The organism is Spirosoma oryzae (assembly GCF_003002825.1).
In the GTDB taxonomy this organism is placed as follows: domain Bacteria; phylum Bacteroidota; class Bacteroidia; order Cytophagales; family Spirosomataceae; genus Spirosoma; species Spirosoma oryzae.
Genome location: NZ_PVTE01000019.1, coordinates 47205 through 65598, shown reverse-complemented (window position 1 = coordinate 65598; position 18394 = coordinate 47205). Strand labels below are relative to the sequence as shown.

The window sequence follows — 18394 nt, the reverse complement described above, 5'->3', positions numbered from 1 at the left end:
GTTAATTTAGTGAGTGAACAAATACGGTTTTCACAGAGAGAATACCATACCAACGCAATTTTGTTAGATTAAATGATTGATATATAGAAAATTATAGTTGCATGTGCTGACGTTCGTTTACGGAATGATTGAGTAAAAATTTCCCCAGAATACCCTAACAATTCCTCACTGTGTCGATTTACAGGGCTGATTCGGCAGCAGTCGTTGATTGGCAGGGTACAAATAAAAATCCCTGCGCTCAAACTGGCGCAGGGATTCCGTACCCACCGTAACTTGTACTTAACCTAAAATCGTTATACCAGAGTGAACATTATGTTCTCTAACCGGCTATTTATGTTTGTCTTAAAGACAAGGAAACCTCTTTTCAAACTAACACGTCCGTGAATCGGATGTGTTGTGGCGATGACTACCAGCAGAACGCTTATCGACTACCGATGCTGAAACTATTAAGCCGTGTAAGTGCTGAGCTAACAGTATGCAACCGCGTAAAGAAGGTTTCCCATAACGTTCGTTCGAGTAAATCAGAATTGCCTCTTTCTATGTGCTGAAGTAGAAAAATGTGTGCCAGAAGCTGCATTAGCTATTGATACACAGTTTTATAAACGCAGGTCGCTGTAAATGAGTGTTTAAACAAACATATATGAAAAGAGCTGCGTATAGCCATTGGCGTTTGTTTAGCCTGTGTGTGTAGAAAATTTTCTACAACTGTAGAAAAGTCGTGGAAAATTGACACGGTATATACGTAAGATAATGCCCACACAGGCACCACTAAGAAGCCAGGGCCCGGTGTAAGCAATACGATTTTCCCTTTGGCACTATTTCCATATCCTTTTTTGGCCGTTTGAGTCATTAGATGACAAATTCGGCATAGAATTGTATGCGTTTGATGCAAGCGGGTTGACTGCTATACTACAATGGTACAAATGACGACGCGATATAATACCGGTTTTCAGCCCGGAATAGCCCCTGCAAAAGTGAATACAGTCTCCTCGAAGCGTGTACTGATTATTGATGACGAATCGGATATATGCCTGCTACTTTCGGGATTGCTGCGTAAATTAGGGTACATACCTACCTGTGCGCAGTACATCGAAGAAGGTCGCCAATGCTTACTTTCTCAACAGTATGACGCCATCTTTCTTGACCTCAACCTCCCCGACGGACTGGGCTTCGACCTATTACCGCTTATCCGGGAAGATCAGGTAAATGCACGGGTCATTATGATTAGTGCATTCGACGGACAGGCGGAACGGCGTCGGGCTGTCGACCAGGGAGCCGACTTTTTTGTGGGAAAACCGTTCACCCGTCTGTCAGTAGAGAAGGCCTTGCAAAGCACTCAGGTTTAAGTATCTTTGTTGAACAAGGAAAACGAACCAACCGCTTGTGGAAGCACCTTCCTTAACCTGTTACCGGCCTCAAAACCGGAAGGCCTTACTTCATGGAAAAAATTCTGATCGTTGACGATAATCATGATATCTGTCTGTTGCTCGAGCGATTTCTGAGCAAACAGGGATACAAAACGGCATCAGTTCAGCGGGGAGAAGATGGTCTGGCCTTATTACGAAAAGAAACCTTTGAACTAGTTATTTGTGATTTCAAGCTGCCTGATATCGACGGGCTGGAAATGCTTCGTCGAATAAAGGTGCTGAATCCGGCCACGGCCGTTATCATCATAACGGGCTATTCAGACGTTCGTATTGCCGTACAGAGTGTGAAGCATGGCGCGTATGATTACGTAACCAAACCGCTCTATCCAGACGAAATCCTGCTGACAATAAAAAGCGCCCTGGAACGGCGTGCCAAAACCCTCAAGCAGCAAACGACGGAGGGACCCGCTACCGCGCGACCTACTGCGACAAAGCCAGCTACGGGCAAAGTTGCCACCACCTCGGATGGAAAGCGGTTTATCTTCGGAAAAAGCCGCGTAGCCGACCAACTGCAAAAACACATTGATCTGATTGCCCCGACCGATATGTCGGTCATCATTACGGGTGAGACAGGAACCGGTAAAGAATTCGTTGCCAACGCCATCCACCTGCGCAGCAAGCGGGCTGATAAACCATTTGTCGCCATCGACTGTGGTGCGTTGAGTAAAGACCTGGCGGGCAGCGAGCTGTTCGGACACGTGAAGGGGGCCTTTACCGGAGCAATGTCCGACAAAGCCGGTAGCTTCGAATACGCAAACGGAGGAACGCTGTTTCTGGACGAAATCGGCAACCTGTCGTACGACAATCAGATCAAACTGCTGCGCGTATTACAGGAGCGAAAGATCCGCCGGATCGGTTCGAACCAAGATATCGCTGTCGACGTCAGGATTATTGCTGCTACCAACGAAGACCTGCGCGATGCGGTCCGGCAGGGCCGCTTCCGGGAGGATATTTACCACCGGATCGATGAGTTTGAGATTCACCTGTCACCGCTGCGCGACCGGAAGGCCGATATCATGATCTTTGCCGATCATTTTCTCGAACTGGCTAACCGGCAACTGGAAAAACAGATTGCTGGTTTCGACGAGGGGGCTCGGGAGAAATTGAAAGACTACTACTGGCATGGCAACCTGCGAGAACTTCAGAACGTGATCAAGCGATCAGTGCTGCTGACGCAGGGAGACATGATCGAAATGGACGTGCTGCCCCGGGAAATTGTGTCCCCGCAGTACCTTACGGTTGAGGATGCCGTGCCCAGTGCGCAGATCAGTGCTGAGCCGCTTCGGACCGGTGCGCCGGCAAACGGACAGGCCGGCGCTAACCTGAAATCCGTGTCGGAGAATGCCGAACGGGCCGCTATCCTGCGTGTTCTGGAAAAAACAGGCTACAACAAAACGAAGGCCGCTGAAGTGTTGAACATTGATCGGAAAACGCTGTACAACAAACTCAAAGCGTACGATATTCATCTGTAGCATACAATCGACCCCATAACGCACAAGGCCCGGTTCATCGCCGGGCCTTGTGCGTTATGGGGTCAGTCTGACTAGTTGATGCTGAAGCCAACGGATAACATACCCACCGAGTTTTTAGCATTGCCAAGCAGGGTAGATGCCGCACCACTGTTTGCGATTTTTTGCAGGCCCTGCCCGTAGCGGGCACCAATGAATGCTTTGCCGAAATAGAAGTTTATACCACCGGCAAGACCGTAGTCAAACCGATTGAAGTTATCCGCGTTGATGGCAGCTGTTCCTGTTCCAAACGAACCATTCGAATTCACGTTCGAATTGACCAGGTAGGCGGCATATGGACCCGCTTGTAACTCAACGGCTTGCCCTAGTTTAAACGTCAGCAGTACGGGCAACTCGGCGTAGTTGAGTCTAAACGTGTTGCGACCATTGAGACCAAGCACGTTGTAATCGGCAGATGCGCCTTTCGTTGTGTACAATAATTCAGGCTGAATGGCTAGAAATTCGCCCAGTGGTGCCTGAGCAAATACACCGAGGTTAAAGCCGATTCGTTCGTTCTTATTGGTTACTCCCTGATTATCATAAAATAGTGAACTGGCGTTTAAACCACCTTTCAAACCAATGCGAGCTGTACTCTGTGCGGCAACCTGTGAATTAGTGAAGAAAAGGGTGCCTGCGGTAAACAGCGTTGTAGCGATCAGTTTAGCTGAAAATTTCATAGTATTAGTGAATTGATGCATAGAAAACACGTTTCTACAATTCGCTCAGTGTTCGTAATATCATGCCATAGTAAGCGGAACTGGTTTTGCCAGAGCTGATGACCTGTAAATCAATTCAGTGTCAGAAAAAGTAGAATTGTAGCTTCTCTTTTATACTGCGGATTCAGCTCCACAACTTGGGGAACAACACAGTCAGTAAAACGAAAAATGGGCGTGCTTGAATAGCTTTCGTTTGTGCCGCTGGAATCAACGAAACACTTCGATGGGGGAGCAATTCGAATTCATCTGTACGCTTAACTGGAATTAATAGGTAGCACTTGCGATAGTCCGGTGTATTCCCGTTATTTTTGAAACAGGATTGGTTGCGGAATCGCATCCATCGTTGCCACGCGATCGCGCATCTGAGGTGGAAATGGATGCTTAGCACCGTTTATCAATTGTGCACAGCCACCACGCCCGTAGCAATACTTAGCTGAAGTTTATGGACCGTAAAGTGACAACAATTCTGATTGCCGACGACGACCAGGACGATCGCATGTTTCTCGAACAGGCGATGCGTAAATGCGGCTATTCGCAGAGCATCCACTTTGTCGATGACGGGGAAGAATTGATGAATTACCTCTACCGGCGGGGTAATTACACAGAAGACAATGCGCCCTGGCCCAGCTTGCTCATCCTTGATCTGAATATGCCCAGAAAGAACGGCTTTCAGGCTTTGAAAGAGATTAAGGATGATTTATCGCTGCGACGGTTGCCAGTGATCGTTATGACGACGTCGACGGCCGATGAGGACGTGGTTAAATCGTACAATCTGGGCGTAAATTCGTTTGTTACGAAGCCGTTTCATTTCAGTAAGCTAGTCGAAATGATCGGGGCGCTGAAAATGTACTGGATGGATATTGTAAAACTGCCTTAGCGCAGGATCTGACCTGATTGCTATTATCCTATGATGAGTAACGATTCGCTGCTTGATGCGCCGGTAAAACAAAACAAGATTAACGTACTGCTGGTCGAAGACGACGAAGACGATTACATGCTTACGCGGGCGCTGGTATCGTCGCGTGAGAATGCCAACATCCGACTCGACTGGGTCGATAGTTATGAACGGGCTATCGACATGATTATGACAGGTAAACACGACGTTTACCTGGTCGATTACCGCCTGGGGCCGCATACCGGCATTAATCTGATTCAGGAAGCAACACAGATGGGGTGCCGGGCACCCATGATTCTGCTGACTGGTCAGGACGATCTTACGGTCGATCAGTCGGCGCTGGAAATGGGGGCGGCTGATTACCTGGTGAAAGGTCGCATCGACGCGCAGTTGCTGGGCCGCAGCATCCGGTACGCACTCCGACAGGCCAGCGTACTGTCGGAAGTTGCCGATAAGGAAAACAAATACCGCTCGCTCTTCGAACGGTCGATCGACGCCATTTTTGTAATCGATCATGACCTTCGGTTTCAGGATGCCAATTCATCCGTCGAGCGGCTGTTGGGGTACACACGGGAACAGCTGTGCGGTATGAACCCGGCCCGTCTGTTTGCCGATCTGAACTGCCTGCGTGAACTGCGCTTTAACGTGCGCGAACACGGACAGATTAAGGATTTCGAAGCCATTCTGCTGACACGGGAAGGGCGAAAACGAATCTGTCAGTTGTCGATCTGGGCCGTGGACGATAGCCGGGGGCAACCCGAGTGGTTTCAGGGAATTGTACGCGACATCACCGAACAGAAAAAGGCGCAGCAGGACCTGATCCTGGCCGAGAAACTGAGCATGACGGGTAAAATTGCCCGAAGCATCGCGCACGAAGTACGCAATCCCCTGACGAACCTGAGTCTGGCGCTCGAACAGCTTAAAGACGAGCTGGAAGTAGATAATGAATACGTAACCATGTTTACCGATATCATCGGTCGCAACGTCGACCGGATAGGGCAACTGATTACGGAGATGCTCAATTCATCGAAACCGCGCGAACCGGAGCGTCGTCGGCAGGATTTCAATGAAGTCGTTCGCTCGACAGTAATGATGGTCAACGACCGTATCAAGCTGAAACGGATGCGGCTTGAGACGGATTACGTAGCCGGCGATTGCCAAACGCTGATCGACCGGGAGCAGATCAAGACGGCTATCCTCAACCTGCTGGTTAACGCTGTCGAAGCTATGGAAGAAGGCAAAGGCGTGTTGCAGGTGCGGACGGATTGTTCGGCTGACAAAGTATACGTGCAGATTACCGACAATGGTGGGGGAATCAGTCCTACGGTTCGGCAACGGCTGTTCGACCCGTTTTTTACCGGCAAATCAGGCGGTATGGGGCTTGGACTGACAGCAACGCAGAATATAGTCGGGAGTCACAAAGGATCGATCGAGGTGGAAAGTGAAGTAGGGCGGGGAACAACTTTCCGGCTTTCATTTCCCAAGTAGACCGGATCGCGTCACAAGAAGAGTCAGTCTACAAGGCTGACTCTTTTTTTGTGGAAAAATTCCTTGCTGAGTGAGTATTTTCTTACACACTGGTTCCGTTGATTTACGAAAAATGTATTAAGCAAATAATTTAATTTGCGCTGTATTTATTGACAATGTATTGATTTATAGGTGGTTGCTACCGCATATGAGTAGTGACTTGCTACCTAGCTACTATGTGGCACAAAAATCGAACACGATAGGTCAAACAAAGTATAAGTACGATTATGTGGACCCCAACTCACTTCCCGGCTGCTATGCGATCGCTTAATGCAACGACGCGGGCAAAGGCAATAGAACTTGCCAACCAACTGATTGGGCAGGGGTACACAGATAAAAACGAGATAATTCAGCACAGCGTATCGGAAGCCCGGCGCTGGGCGCGCGAGCATGCACAACGAAATGAACGCGTGTTCGTCTCTTCTCATTCCCAACGTACGTTCTGATGGCAAACGCGCAGTTGACATGCGACAAGGCGTTAACTGCCTGTGCCAGTGAGTGTCGTACAGTCGCTTACGAGCATTGTCGGGATGTTGACCATCGCAGCGAACTAATCATACTCAGTTTGGATTGCGCCGACTTGTGTCGGCAAACGTCGATGCTTTGGCGCAGCAAATCAGAAAAAACAAAGGCGATTGCTTTACAGTGCGTGGAAGCATGCGACCAACTAATCCGCCACTTGACGGATGATACAAGTGACTACGCGCACCGGCTGTCTGATTGCTGCCTGAAAGCCAAACGGTGTTGCAGCGAAATTGCAGCGCAGCCCTGGGTTAGTAGTCATTCGATCAGCTACCCGACAGCGACCGTTTGTTACGGAATAACACTACCCGCCAGCATTTATCGGGCGTAAGCCAAACAAGACCGCTTCTCGCCTGTTTTGTTGAATACACCAAGTTGATACTACACGTTATGAGCACGATTGCACAAGACCCAAAATCAATTGAGAAAGTTCTCGATCTCATCAAGGATATTCACGTTGCCATGATGACCACTGTCGACGAACAGCAAAACCTGGTTAGTCGCCCAATGGCCCTGATTCACGCGAGCGCCGATGGGTCGTTATGGTTTTTCACTAAGAAGTCATCGCCCAAAGTCGATCAGATTGAGGAAAACGACAGCCGTGTGAATATCGCATTCGCTGACACCGACAATTCGACCTACGTATCTGTATCGGGTACGGCATCGGAAGTCGATGACCGGGCAAAAATCGAGGAGTATTGGACCGAGGAAGCAAAACCTTGGTTTCCGGCGGGGAAGGAAGATCCCGAACTGGTGCTGCTGAAAGTGACTACCGAAATGGCCGAGTACTGGGACGCTAACTCAAGCCGCATCGTCCGGTTGTTCCAGATGGTTACCGGTGCCATCACCGGGACACCCCCGAAGATGGGCGAAAACGAAAAAGTATATAACTAAGTACCCCCAATGAAGAGTAAGGCAGGAGTTGCGCAGGTGGCTCCTGCCTTATTCGTTTATAGACCCCTATATGATTGTCAAACAGAGTGATACCGGTTGGCTGATTATCAATCAACCCGCACATGGACTACTGGCGTTTAGTCTGGCGTTGCAGTGGAGCGAATCGAAGCGCCCTGACTTCTGGCCTGAAACGCTGATTGCGCTAACCGAGCACGACGACGGCCAACCTGCCTGGGACGGACAAAACCACCTGACGGCTGCCGGTACACCGCTGGATTTCAAGATTCTGGCGTATTCCGCTGAGCAATGCCGTAATCTGATTGGGGTGGCGCTTCAGAAAAGCCGCTGGAACGCGCTGATGGCGTCGATGCACACGACATTCTTGTACGAGGAAAAACGCGGGACGGACAAAGAACTGGATGAGTTCCTGAATCAGCAGGCCGACAATCAGGAGAAGTGGCGTAAGCAGTACAAAGCAACGAAGAAAGCGGCTCAGTATGGCTACGACTTTGTGCAATGGTGCGATGCGCTATCGCTGATACTATGTCAGCAGTTGGTGCCGATGAACGGTCGGCGGCTGGAAATCAGCGTTGGTCCCGATGGTGTTCCGTACTACATTGCGCAACGGGATGATAGTACGTTAAACGTTGATCCCTGGCCGTTCGCGACGGATTCATTTACCGTGTACGTTGAAGCCTTCGCTGTTGCTCAGGTCGTGTTTACATCCGATGATGAGTTGTATCGGGCAATTCAGGACGCGCCGGTGCAGCGTTGCGAGTGGACGTTTAAACGCTGATGGCTGAACGGAGGTAGATGTTTGCAGGGTATAAAACGACTGGCCGCTGATAGTACCAGCGGCCAGTCGTTTTATGAAAAAATGGGCCCGTTGACAGCGACTTAGCTCAGGCTAAGCAGCACCGACGAACGGGACGGAATTACGTACTCATGACCGCCCAGCACGGGGTTCCACTCCGGATTGAACTCGCCCGTCGAGGTATCGACAACAACCTTCCAGTTTGACTTCTTACGGCCTATTTTGGGCAGCATAAACGGAATGTCCTCCCAATAGGCGTTCAACACCCAGATCAACTGCTCGTCGCCGACTTCCTGGCCGTCTTCCGTTTGCTCGTCAACCCGTACACCGTCGATGAACAGGGCCACGCAGCGGGTATCCGGATTTTGCAGGTCGTGTTCGTTCATTTCTGAGCCGTCCGGGCGCAGGAACGAAATCTGTTCGTTACCGTAGAATTTGCGACGACTTAGCAGCGGCATCTGTTGACGCAGGGCGGTCAACTGACTGGTGAAGTCGAACAGGGCCTGCTGTTTCTCATTCCAATCCCAGCTCATCCAGCTGATCTCGCTGTCTTGATTATATCCGTTGTTGTTGCCGTGTTGTGTACGGCCGCACTCATCACCCATAACAATCATCGGCGTTCCCTGACTCAGCAACAGTGTCGAGAGGAAATTGCGCTTCTGACGTTCACGAAGTTCGTTGACGGCCGGGTCGTCGGTTGGCCCTTCGGCGCCACAGTTCCAGCTCATATTATCGTTTGAGCCGTCGTTATTGTCTTCGCCGTTTGCTTCGTTGTGCTTTTCGTTGTAGCTGACAAGATCGTTCAGCGTAAAGCCGTCGTGCGCCGTAATGAGGTTGACACTGTTGGCCGGCGAGCGACCGTCGGATGCGTACAAATCGGGGCTACCCAGCATACGCAGCGTCACCTCGTTGGCCTTGCCTTCGTCACCTTTCCAGAACGCCCGGAAGGTGTCGCGGAATTTACCGTTCCATTCCGACCACTGTACCGGGAAGCCACCTACGTTGTACGATTCGATGTCCCAGGGTTCAGCGATAAGCTTCACGCGCGCCAGAATCGGGTCCTGCGCGACGGTATCAAGGAACGAGGAAATACGGCCGGCTTCTTCGTCGTCGCGCGTCAGCGTAGCGGCCAGGTCAAACCGGAATCCATCGACGTGCATTTCCGTCACCCAGTACCGCAGACTGTCCATTACCAGTTGCAATGTCCGTGGCTGAGTCAGGTCAAACGTATTACCCGTGCCGGTGAAGTCCCGATAGTACTCGGGTTTCTCACTCATCTGCCGGTAATACACTTTGTTGTCGATACCCTGGAACGACAGGGTAGGGCCGAGGTGGTTGCCTTCCGCCGTGTGGTTGTAGACAACGTCCAGAATGACTTCGATGCCGGCTTTGTGCAGATCTTTTACCATCTGCTTGAACTCCGTAACCTGCTGACCAGCCATCCCCGACGAGGAATACGTGTTTTGCGGTGCGAAGAAACCGATGCTGTTGTATCCCCAATAGCTTTCGTTCGTGAACTGATGAACGGGTAGCAGTTCAACCGCTGTGACGCCGAGCTTATTCAGATAGTCGGTGCTCTCGGGCGTACCCAGGGCCGCATACGTCCCCCGGATCGACTTATCGATGGTGGGGTGGAGGTGCGTGAAGCCTTTCACGTGCATTTCGTAAATCACCGAGCGATGCAGTGGGGTGTCAGGGGCCTTGTCGTCTTCCCAATCGAAGGTTGGATCGACAACTACGCACTTGGCCATGCCGGGACCGCTGTCTTCGGTGCTCATAACGAGGTGACGATCGTCGGCCTTGTGCTTGTAATCATAACCCAGGCGGCTGTTGTCGTCGTTGATCGGCGCATTGATAGCTTTCGCGTATGGGTCGAGCAGCAGCTTGTTCGGGTTGAAGAAATCACCTTCCTGTGGGTTGTACGGCCCTTCGACACGGAAACCGTATAACTGACCTGGCTGTAGGCCGTCGACGTAAACGTGGTATACCAGCTCGGTATACTCCATCATCGGGATACGGGCTATTTCCTTGTCGGGTTTAGCGGTGTCGTACAGGCACAGATAAGCACCGGTACCGTGTTCGCTGAACAGAGCGAAGTTTACGCCTTCGCCGTCGTACGTAGCACCAAGTGGATATGATTTACCGGGTTTTGTTGAGTAGTCTTGAGCCGCCTTTGGCTCGGCATGTCCAGCCATGTTAATCAGGTATGCGTTGTGAATGAATGTACCAATAGATAGCGTTTGAACCTGCTGAGAAAGTGTAATGTTTAGCGCGGTGCTGAAAAAGAAATCGCTGCTTCAACCAGGTCGAAGCAGCGATTCACTAGAAAAAGCCCACCCCCAACCGGAGGTGGCTTTCCGATCCCACCATTCACTACACTGTCATTGCCAGACGGGCCATCGACGCGTGGGCGCTATCGATGCTCTGCTTCTGGCGCAGCAGCAACTCGCGGGTGCTGGCTGCCAGATCGGTTTCCTGCAACACGTTGTTGTAAGTGTCCAGCGCTTCTTTATCGCCACGCTGGCACTCTTCTACGGTTGCTTTATCATCGTTCGATGTAAATACTGTTTTCAGGTTGATCCAGGCCCGGTGCAGATCGGCCGTGAAGCTGGTACCACCGTCGGGTTCGCCACCGAGTGCCCGGATTTCGCGGTCAAGTTCCGTAGCGAATTCGCCCCGCTGTTGGGCTTGCTTGCTAAGCAGGCTTTGCAGCTCGCTTTCTTTTACGTTTTTAGCCGCTTCCTGATAGCCTTCTTCAGAATCGTGGCTGATGGTCAACAGACGGTTAAGCTGATCGAGGATTTCACCCCGTGTTTCTTTGACATTCATGACGTTGAACTATTTAAGTTTAAAAAAAGTGAGTGTGTTCTGGTGCAACCGAATGTAGACACGCTGCTTTAGTAACTGGCTGTGGCAGTCAATTGTCTAATAAATCGCTAGAATTAATTCTCTAATTTACCATCTTTCGCGTCCCGTTGCATCTTTTTATTGGCAAAAACGGCAATGTCGACCCGACGGTTTTTCCGACGGCCCGCTTCGGTTGAATTATCGGCAACTGGTTGTTCTTCACCGTATCCGATTTCGTCGACCCGACCCGACGACACGCTCTGTGCCTGCAAGTAATCTCCCACCGCTTTCGCACGCTCACGCGATAGTTTCAGGTTGTAATCGTCCGGACCGGTTGCGTCAGCATGCCCCTCGATACGGATATCCGTGTCGGGGTATTTGTTCAGGGTCTGGGCGAACTCGGTGAGCTGGCGCTTTGTCTCGGGCTTCAATGCGTACGAGTTGACGTCGAACAGAATATCCGAGCCAAATGTGATCTTGATCCCTTCGCCGACACGCTCTACTTGAGCGTTGGGTAACTCGCGCTTCATTTCCTCTGCCTGCTTGTCCATCCGCCGACCGATAATCGCACCGGCGGCACCGCCGACTGTAGCACCGATAATTGCGCCGATGGCCGTGTTGCCCGTTTTACGGCCGATAATACCGCCTACTAGCGCACCACCACCGGCACCCACTGCGCCACCTTTCTGCGTCTTGTTCATCGGTTTGCCCGACTTACAGCTTGTTAGTACGTTTCCCGACAGCATGCTGACGGCCATCAGTACCAAAAAGGGTTTTGCATACATTGACTTCATGTTCATTTTCATGTGATATGAATGGTTAATCCGTGACCTGATCGGCCAAACCTTATACCAGTATAGAGTATAGTAGACGGTAGTGGGTTTAATAGTTGGCAGTAAGTGGTTGTAAGTCAGTGGCTTGTTAATATGAAAGAATTGTGAGGGCACGTTGATAGCCGTTTCTGTACGAGAATCAGCAAGTAGCCGGTGGGAAGTGAGAGACCTAATTTGTGGAACATGCTCCACACTGAATCGAGTGCGTAACGGAAAACAAACGAATTGAGTAGGTGTAGCGTTAATTGTGTACAATCACAACTCAGTCTACCGCTTTTCCAGATGCGTTTTTTTAAGACAAGTGTACTGTTGCTGCTAATGAGCAGCCTGTTGCTGCTGGCTCCCAGTAGTTGTAAAATGGCGGGTGGGGGCGACGCTGTCACGCCGAACGTGCCCAACACACTCGTTAGCAGTACCCTGATCGGCCAATTCACAACCGACCAGCTACGCAGCCGATTTACGGGGACTAACGTCGCGTTTCAGCTATTCATACGCTATCCGATCAGCGTATACCGTATAACGTACACAACAACCAACACCGACGGTAAGTCGATCACGGCGTCGGGGGCGCTGCTGATCCCAACGGTAAATGCCGGTACGAGTGTCCCCATGCTTAGCATTCAGCACGGAACAATTACCAGCGACGACGGGGCACCGTCGAATTACCAGTCGGGCAGTGAAGCATACACCTTCGGGTCGGTGTTTGCTTCGCAGGGTTATATCATCGCAGCCCCCGATTACATTGGCTACGGTGCCTCGAAAAACGTACCGCATACGTATGAGCACCGCAGCGGACTGGCCACGGCTTCGCTCGACATGCTCCGGGCCGCCCGCCAGGTTCTGACGAGTCAGAACGCCAACTGGGACAAACGATTGATGATTGCCGGCTATTCGGAGGGTGGCTATGCGACGCTGGCATTGCAGAAGAAAATTGAAGAAGAAACGGGGTCGGAGTTCAACCTGGTCGCGTCGAGTTGTGGGGCCGGGGCCTATGACAAACCGGCGTTTATGAAGCAGATTCTAAACAACACGACCAGTACGGACCCCAGTATCAGTCGGCTGTATTTGTGGGTGTTGCTGACCTACGACCGGATTTACAATTTGAACCGTCCGGCTACGTATTATTTCAAGGAACCGTATGCAACGCGGATTGCGGCCAGTGGCTACACGGCCAACCTTGGCGGACTAAGTTTCAATCAGGTCGTGACGGACAGCTTTAAGCAGGCCATCAACAACGGCACGGATACCGACTTCCTGAAGGCCGTGCAGGACAACGACATTCACGACTGGAAACCCCGTACCAACACACGGCTATACCACGGCGATGCCGACGACACGGTGCTGTTTTTGAACTCGCAGAATGCATACGATGCCATGCGGGCGCGCGGTGCAACCAACGTGCAACTGATCCGACTCAGCGGAGCCAATCATGCGACGGGTATTCTGGGGTATATCACTGGTACGTACGATTTCTTTAACTCGCTTCAATAACTTACGAAGGCAAACGACTGGCTGTCGGGCGACCAGCTTGGCACGTTGATCGTTCCCTGACCACCGGTAAAACGGGCCAATTCGCGGAGTTGGCCCGTTTTTACGTTCATGAGCCGCAGCATCACAGCCTTGTCGGCGGGATGATTCGAGCCCTGATCGACCAGGTAGCTGATGAACACCAGCCATTTTCCGTCGGGGGAGGGGTGGGCAAACCAGTTGGCGTAAGCGTCGTTAGTCAGCTGTTTGGGCTGCGAACCATCGGCCTGCATCCGCCAGAGCTGCATCCGGCCCGACCGCATCGAGTTGAAATAAATATAGGTGCCATCAGGCGAATACTCAGGACCGTCGTCGAGGCCCGGCGAGTGGGTCAGGCGAGTTTCGGGGCTACCCGTGCTGGCAATCGTGTAAATCTCGAAATCGGTTTTGCCTGCCGATTCGGTCTGTCGTTCGCCAACGAAGGCCAGCGTTTTTCCGTCGGGCGATACGCCGTGCCAGTAGGCGTGACCGACGGCCGGGTCGGTCAACTGCCGGGGCTGACCGCCGGTCAGGGGCAGCGTCATTACGGTTGAGGTGCTGCCTTTCCCGGCCGTGTTTTTAACGTTGTTGCTGATGATGATCGTTTTGCCGTCGGGTGTCAGACCGTGGTCATTGTTGCAGGCCGTCGCCGAACCGGTGTTGATCGTTGTTTTTAGCCCGTCGCTGATACGAACGCTATAAAGTAGTCCTTCCTGATTGATGATGAGCCGACCGTCGCGGGTCCAGTTGGGCGCTTCGAACCGAACACTGTCCTGCCGCACCACCCGACGGCTATTCGTAGCCAGATCGTAAATTTCCAGTCGACTAACGACTGGTTTCTGCGCGAATGCCGCTACCGACAGACCGGTAAGCAAACAGGCAGTTGCGAAATTTATCCGGCGGAATGTTGAGTGAGTAGACATAAGGCTGAGCAGGAGCGTTGTACAGCCGCAAAAGCCAGTCGATGCTTCTTTATACCGGTGTAGCGTGGATGTGGACCCGCGCTACGCGGTGGTACACGTCCAGGCTACATATGATGCTGACGATCTACGGGTGCGGGTCCATGTGCCCTTCACCCCAACTATGTCAGGAGGATACTCGATTGGGCGCTTCGCGCCCTCCAGACGTGGACGTCTAGGCTACACTATTTCACCGTAACAATCGTGTACGCTGCCTGATTGGCCTGCCGGACGCGCCGACCGACCCGCGTCTGGAAACGGTCGTCGTCGTGGATGAGCAGTAACCGGTCCTTGTCGAGGAAGGTCAGATCTTCGGCTTTGTGGTTAAAATGCAGCGGCTCACCGTTGACGGTACGAATCAGGCGAAACGGTTTGTTGGCAAACAGGTCATTTTTTGAAATAACCCACAAATACGCGTCAACCTGCCCCTTGATTTCCAGCGAGGTTAGCAGCCAGAAACAACGCCGGGCGGGGTCATATTCCAGACTCGACAGACCCAGCGGACGGGGTAGCTTTTCGTCAGCCGTTTCGGGTTTGAAATCGGCCACGACTTTCCAGTCGTTCTTCAGTTGAATCCGATCGCCGGCAACGGTGTACGATACCGCGACGATTTTGTCGACATGGCGGAAGTTGTCGAATGCCTTCCCGGCTTCCCGAACGCCGAATAGCAGTTTCGTCTCTGTCGCGGCCAAACCTTCGATCTTGAAATAGGGTAGCGAACCGGGGTATTCATCGTCGGCCAGAGCCGCAGCCAATGGTTTCCGCAGCGACACTGACGTACGGTCTGAATTGCCCAGCGATAATACGCGCGGGTGCTGCTCGTCGCCTTTACGCCAGTACAGAATCGTGTTGTAACTGTCCCAGCCGCCGTCCGGTTTGACGCGGTCGAAGGCCGTACTCAGCAACACAAATTTCTGGTCGGGTATCTGGGCAAAGTCTTCATATTTCGTCGCGTTGCTGAATGGCTGTTGCGGTTTGTACTCCGGCAATCGGGTCGAGTCGTCCAGCGTTGCCAGCGACTTCGTAAAAACCGGCGACTGGCCGGCAGGCATGTCTTTGTCGTTGGCGAAGAAAAGGTTGGAACCATCGAACCAGACCGCCGACGTTTCGCACCAGACCGGCTTCCCGCCAACTGCTGTACCGGGGGCGAAACAGGTTAGCAGCCCTTCCTGCGTGATTGCTCCCGCCGTGGGTAGCTTACGTGAAAAGGGGAGGTGGATGCGTTGACAGGCTACTGTCAGCAGCAGCAATGAAAGGGCAGTGAAACGGGTATACTGTGTCGTCATGGTTAGGTGTCGTGCTGTAAAAGCGAATGCCCGAAAATAAAGACAAACCCGATGGAGACAGCCGGGTTTGTTGTTGAGCGGGTACGTACTCGTATGAGGGGTCTTTATCGACGTAAAACGAAGCCAACCCCGTGGACGTTCTCGATGCGGATGGACGAATCGGTAGCCAGGCGTTTGCGCAGGCGGGAAATGAATACGTCCAGGCTGCGGCCCATAAAATAATCGTCGTCGCCCCAGACGGCCCGCAACATGTCGTCGCGCCGGATCAGCAGGTTGGGCCGGTCCAGCAGGTAAGCCAGTGTGGCGGCTTCCCGGTGGGTCAGTACCTGTGGTTGCCCATTGACCGATAGCGTCAGGTTGTCCCGGTCCAGCCAGGTACCGACCGGTACGGCGGGTGTCTGGCTGATGATCGTACGACGGAGAAAGACGTTGATCTTGAGAATCAGTTCGTCGATACTAAACGGCTTGGGCAGGTAGTCGTCAGCGCCGAGCCGCAAACCTTCCAGCCGGTCATCGCGGTCGGTCAGCGCACTGAGAAACAAAATCGGAATCTGCGTGTTGACGGCCCGTATCTGACGGGCCAGGGTAAAACCATCGGTTTGGGGCAGCATCACGTCGAGCAGGCACAGGTCGAAGGGCTGCGACTGAAACATAGCCCAGCCCGTTGGGCCGCTGGTACAGTGCGTGACCTGAAAGGGTACGTTTTCCAGCGTGTCGCGCACGACGAATCCCAGGTTAATATCGTCTTCGACAAACAGGATGCGGGCGGGACTCATACGGATAGCCGGAAAAAGCGTGAACCAGCCGGTGCCTGCTGGTATACCGAGAACGTGCTGCCCAGCCCCGGCGTACTGACAAGCCGGATGTGCCAGCCATGCGCGCTGATGACCTGCCGAACGTAATACAGCCCCAGCCCAAAACCGCTGGCCTGCTGCGTACGGCCCGACGGTACCCGAAAAAACTGCTGAAAAACGGCTTTCTGGTGAGCCGGTGCAATGCCGATTCCGTTGTCGCGCACCGACCAGACAAGGCCCGTTTTATCCTGTCGTGTCGCCAAGGTCACGCACGGCTGTTCGGTGCAGTACTTCAGCGCGTTGTCGATCAGGTTGTTCAGGGTTGTTTCGAGATGATACCGGTCCGTTTGAATACGAGCGTCCGGTGCCTGTAGATCGAGCCGGACGTGCGGAGCGTAGCGTTGGGCGGCTACCGTCATTAGCTCGTGCAGGTCGACATGCGTTAGCGCCATGGTAAGCCCCTGCCTTCGGGAACGGGCCAACTGTAAGACCGCGTGAATCTGCCGCTGTAAACGCTGACTTTCCTGACTGACGATCTGCGCGTACTGGTTGAGCCGGGCCGGCTGCTGACTGATGCTGTCTGACGCAAGCACGTCCGCAGCAATGCGAATAGTGGCTACGGGTGTTTGTAGCTCGTGCGTAATGTTGTTGATAAAATCGCGCTGTATTTCGGTCAGGCGTCGCTGTTTCAGCACGATCACCAGCGTATAGCCAAAGAAAATGACCAGCAGCAGTACCGCCCCCGTCGACCAGAAAAGACCCGTTAACTGACCCGCTATGAAACCCGACTGACTGGGGAATCGGATGCCGAAGTAATAGGTGTAGCGGGGGAATTTTGGCAGGTTGCGGGATTGGTGGGTCGAACTACTCAGACTGACATACGCCCCGTACATCATCCGGTCGGTTTCACAGTCGTAGATGCCGTATTCGTAATCGGTGAACAGCTTGTGCCGTTGCAATGACTGATCGATCAGTACTTCCAGGCTGTTGGGGTTGATCGGCGCATCCGTATTGACGATGAAGTAATCCGGCGATAACTGCGTGACGGCGTAGCGTTTGAGCGTAAACTGATTTTGCCGTGCAACCTCATTCGCCACTTCCTGTAAGGCAATGAACGCTGACTGCCGGAACTGTCGCTCCCGCAGGGCGTAGGCGTTGCGCAGCCATATCGCCTGCACGAGCAGAATACCGATGATGGACAAAACAGACAGGACAACCAGGATACGAATCAATCGGCGGGACATGGTGAATAGCGGTCAATTACCCAGCCGTAAAATACGCACTATTTATAGCTCCGCTCAATGGGCGAAAGGTCCGTTAACAACTCATTAACAAACGTTAGGCAGCCATTAACAGGCCTGGGCTGATTTGTCGAATAGGTTTGTCAGGTCGTTCGGGTGAACGATTTTCTACATCTTAAAACCAGTCTGTTTATGAAACGTATCCTGCTTGTTGCCCTGCCGTGTGTACTGTTGCTATCTGTTGCGATGACGCACACAACGGCTCTGTTCAACTGGAGTAAGACCAGCCACGATTTTGGCCGAATCGCGCAGAACAAACCAGTTACCGCCCGCTTTGCGTTTGTCAACAAGGGTGAACTGCCGCTAATAATCAGTTCGGCGAAAGGGTCCTGCGGCTGCACTGGTGTCGACTACCCCAAGGCGGCTGTGCTACCGGGACAATCGGGCGAGATAACGGCTACCTTTAACGCGGGTGTAGCGGGTGCGTTCAGCAAAAGCGTCACGGTCGAGTCGAATGCCGAAACGGGTGTGCAGATGCTATCGATCAAAGGCGAAGTGGTCGCGGAGCCGGTAGTGGCCCACTAGTATTGATGAACAAGCAAACGGGGCAGCGATCACTCCCTGC

General features: G+C 52.4%; 18 protein-coding genes. 10 read left to right on the top strand and 8 right to left on the bottom strand.

What is annotated here, in order from left to right; genetic code table 11:
- Nucleotides 1-974: 974 nt before the first annotated feature.
- The gene (locus tag CLV58_RS19975; protein ID WP_106139634.1) at nucleotides 975-1346 is read left to right on the top strand and encodes a response regulator transcription factor; all 372 of its coding nucleotides are present in this window, start codon (nucleotides 975-977) and stop codon (nucleotides 1344-1346) included.
- A 92-nt stretch (nucleotides 1347-1438) separates the two neighbouring features.
- The gene (locus CLV58_RS19970) at nucleotides 1439-2899 is read left to right on the top strand and encodes a sigma-54-dependent transcriptional regulator (RefSeq protein ID WP_106139600.1); all 1461 of its coding nucleotides are present in this window, start codon (nucleotides 1439-1441) and stop codon (nucleotides 2897-2899) included.
- Nucleotides 2900-2970: 71 nt separating this feature from the next.
- On the opposite strand, the gene CLV58_RS19965 is transcribed toward CLV58_RS19970, so the two are convergent.
- A complete protein-coding gene (locus tag CLV58_RS19965; RefSeq protein WP_106139599.1) occupies nucleotides 2971-3612 on the bottom strand; it encodes a porin family protein in 642 nt (213 codons plus the stop codon).
- Nucleotides 3613-4093: 481 nt separating this feature from the next.
- On the opposite strand from CLV58_RS19965, the gene CLV58_RS19960 reads away from it, so the two are divergent.
- From CLV58_RS19960 to CLV58_RS19940, 6 genes are all read left to right on the top strand, one after another.
- Nucleotides 4094-4528, top strand: a complete 435-nt coding sequence (locus tag CLV58_RS19960; RefSeq protein WP_106139598.1) for a response regulator — start codon at nucleotides 4094-4096, stop codon at nucleotides 4526-4528.
- 30 nt (nucleotides 4529-4558) lie between these two features.
- Nucleotides 4559-6034: a hybrid sensor histidine kinase/response regulator gene (locus tag CLV58_RS19955; RefSeq protein ID WP_106139597.1), complete on the top strand. Its 1476-nt coding sequence runs from the start codon at nucleotides 4559-4561 to the stop codon at nucleotides 6032-6034.
- Nucleotides 6035-6330: 296 nt separating this feature from the next.
- Nucleotides 6331-6519 (top strand): hypothetical protein, encoded by a 189-nt coding sequence (locus CLV58_RS19950; RefSeq protein WP_245882392.1) that lies wholly within the window; start codon nucleotides 6331-6333, stop codon nucleotides 6517-6519.
- Nucleotides 6519-6926 carry a four-helix bundle copper-binding protein gene (locus CLV58_RS29350; protein ID WP_483881773.1) on the top strand — a complete coding sequence of 136 codons (408 nt, stop codon included), beginning with the start codon at nucleotides 6519-6521 and terminating at the stop codon, nucleotides 6924-6926. The genes CLV58_RS19950 and CLV58_RS29350 overlap by 1 nt, the downstream gene beginning before the upstream one ends.
- Nucleotides 6927-6985: 59 nt before the next feature.
- Entirely contained in the window at nucleotides 6986-7489 is a 504-nt protein-coding gene (locus CLV58_RS19945) for a pyridoxamine 5'-phosphate oxidase family protein (protein WP_106139595.1), read from the top strand.
- A 70-nt stretch (nucleotides 7490-7559) separates the two neighbouring features.
- Nucleotides 7560-8285 (top strand): DUF3891 family protein, encoded by a 726-nt coding sequence (locus CLV58_RS19940; RefSeq protein ID WP_106139594.1) that lies wholly within the window; start codon nucleotides 7560-7562, stop codon nucleotides 8283-8285.
- A 101-nt stretch (nucleotides 8286-8386) separates the two neighbouring features.
- On the opposite strand, the gene glgX is transcribed toward CLV58_RS19940, so the two are convergent.
- The 3 genes from glgX to CLV58_RS19925 all read right to left on the bottom strand — a co-directional run bounded on the left by glgX (nucleotide 8387) and on the right by CLV58_RS19925 (nucleotide 11956).
- Nucleotides 8387-10498: a glycogen debranching protein GlgX gene (glgX, locus tag CLV58_RS19935; RefSeq protein WP_106139593.1), complete on the bottom strand. Its 2112-nt coding sequence runs from the start codon at nucleotides 10496-10498 to the stop codon at nucleotides 8387-8389.
- A gap of 178 nt (nucleotides 10499-10676) precedes the next feature.
- The gene (locus CLV58_RS19930; RefSeq protein ID WP_106139592.1) at nucleotides 10677-11132 is read right to left on the bottom strand and encodes a ferritin-like domain-containing protein; all 456 of its coding nucleotides are present in this window, start codon (nucleotides 11130-11132) and stop codon (nucleotides 10677-10679) included.
- Between the two features lie 113 nt (nucleotides 11133-11245).
- Entirely contained in the window at nucleotides 11246-11956 is a 711-nt protein-coding gene (locus tag CLV58_RS19925; RefSeq protein WP_106139591.1) for a YiaD family glycine zipper/OmpA-like lipoprotein, read from the bottom strand.
- 309 nt (nucleotides 11957-12265) lie between these two features.
- On the opposite strand from CLV58_RS19925, the gene CLV58_RS19920 reads away from it, so the two are divergent.
- On the top strand, nucleotides 12266-13474 hold the full coding sequence (locus CLV58_RS19920) for an alpha/beta hydrolase family protein (RefSeq protein ID WP_106139590.1): 1209 nt from the start codon (nucleotides 12266-12268) through the stop codon (nucleotides 13472-13474).
- Here CLV58_RS19920 and CLV58_RS19915 read toward each other — a convergent pair.
- From CLV58_RS19915 to CLV58_RS19900, 4 genes are all read right to left on the bottom strand, one after another.
- Nucleotides 13468-14412 (bottom strand): TolB family protein, encoded by a 945-nt coding sequence (locus tag CLV58_RS19915; protein WP_106139589.1) that lies wholly within the window; start codon nucleotides 14410-14412, stop codon nucleotides 13468-13470. The two genes, CLV58_RS19920 and CLV58_RS19915, sit on opposite strands and share 7 nt — an antisense overlap.
- Before the next feature lie 221 nt (nucleotides 14413-14633).
- Complete coding sequence (locus CLV58_RS19910; RefSeq protein WP_106139588.1) at nucleotides 14634-15734, bottom strand: hypothetical protein; 1101 nt, start codon at nucleotides 15732-15734, stop codon at nucleotides 14634-14636.
- A gap of 104 nt (nucleotides 15735-15838) precedes the next feature.
- Nucleotides 15839-16510 carry a response regulator transcription factor gene (locus CLV58_RS19905; RefSeq protein ID WP_106139587.1) on the bottom strand — a complete coding sequence of 224 codons (672 nt, stop codon included), beginning with the start codon at nucleotides 16508-16510 and terminating at the stop codon, nucleotides 15839-15841.
- Complete coding sequence (locus CLV58_RS19900) at nucleotides 16507-17772, bottom strand: sensor histidine kinase (RefSeq protein WP_106139586.1); 1266 nt, start codon at nucleotides 17770-17772, stop codon at nucleotides 16507-16509. The genes CLV58_RS19905 and CLV58_RS19900 overlap by 4 nt, the downstream gene beginning before the upstream one ends.
- A 189-nt stretch (nucleotides 17773-17961) precedes the next feature.
- Between CLV58_RS19900 and CLV58_RS19895 the strand changes: the two genes are divergently transcribed.
- A complete protein-coding gene (locus CLV58_RS19895; RefSeq protein ID WP_106139585.1) occupies nucleotides 17962-18354 on the top strand; it encodes a DUF1573 domain-containing protein in 393 nt (130 codons plus the stop codon).
- Nucleotides 18355-18394 lie beyond the last annotated feature (40 nt).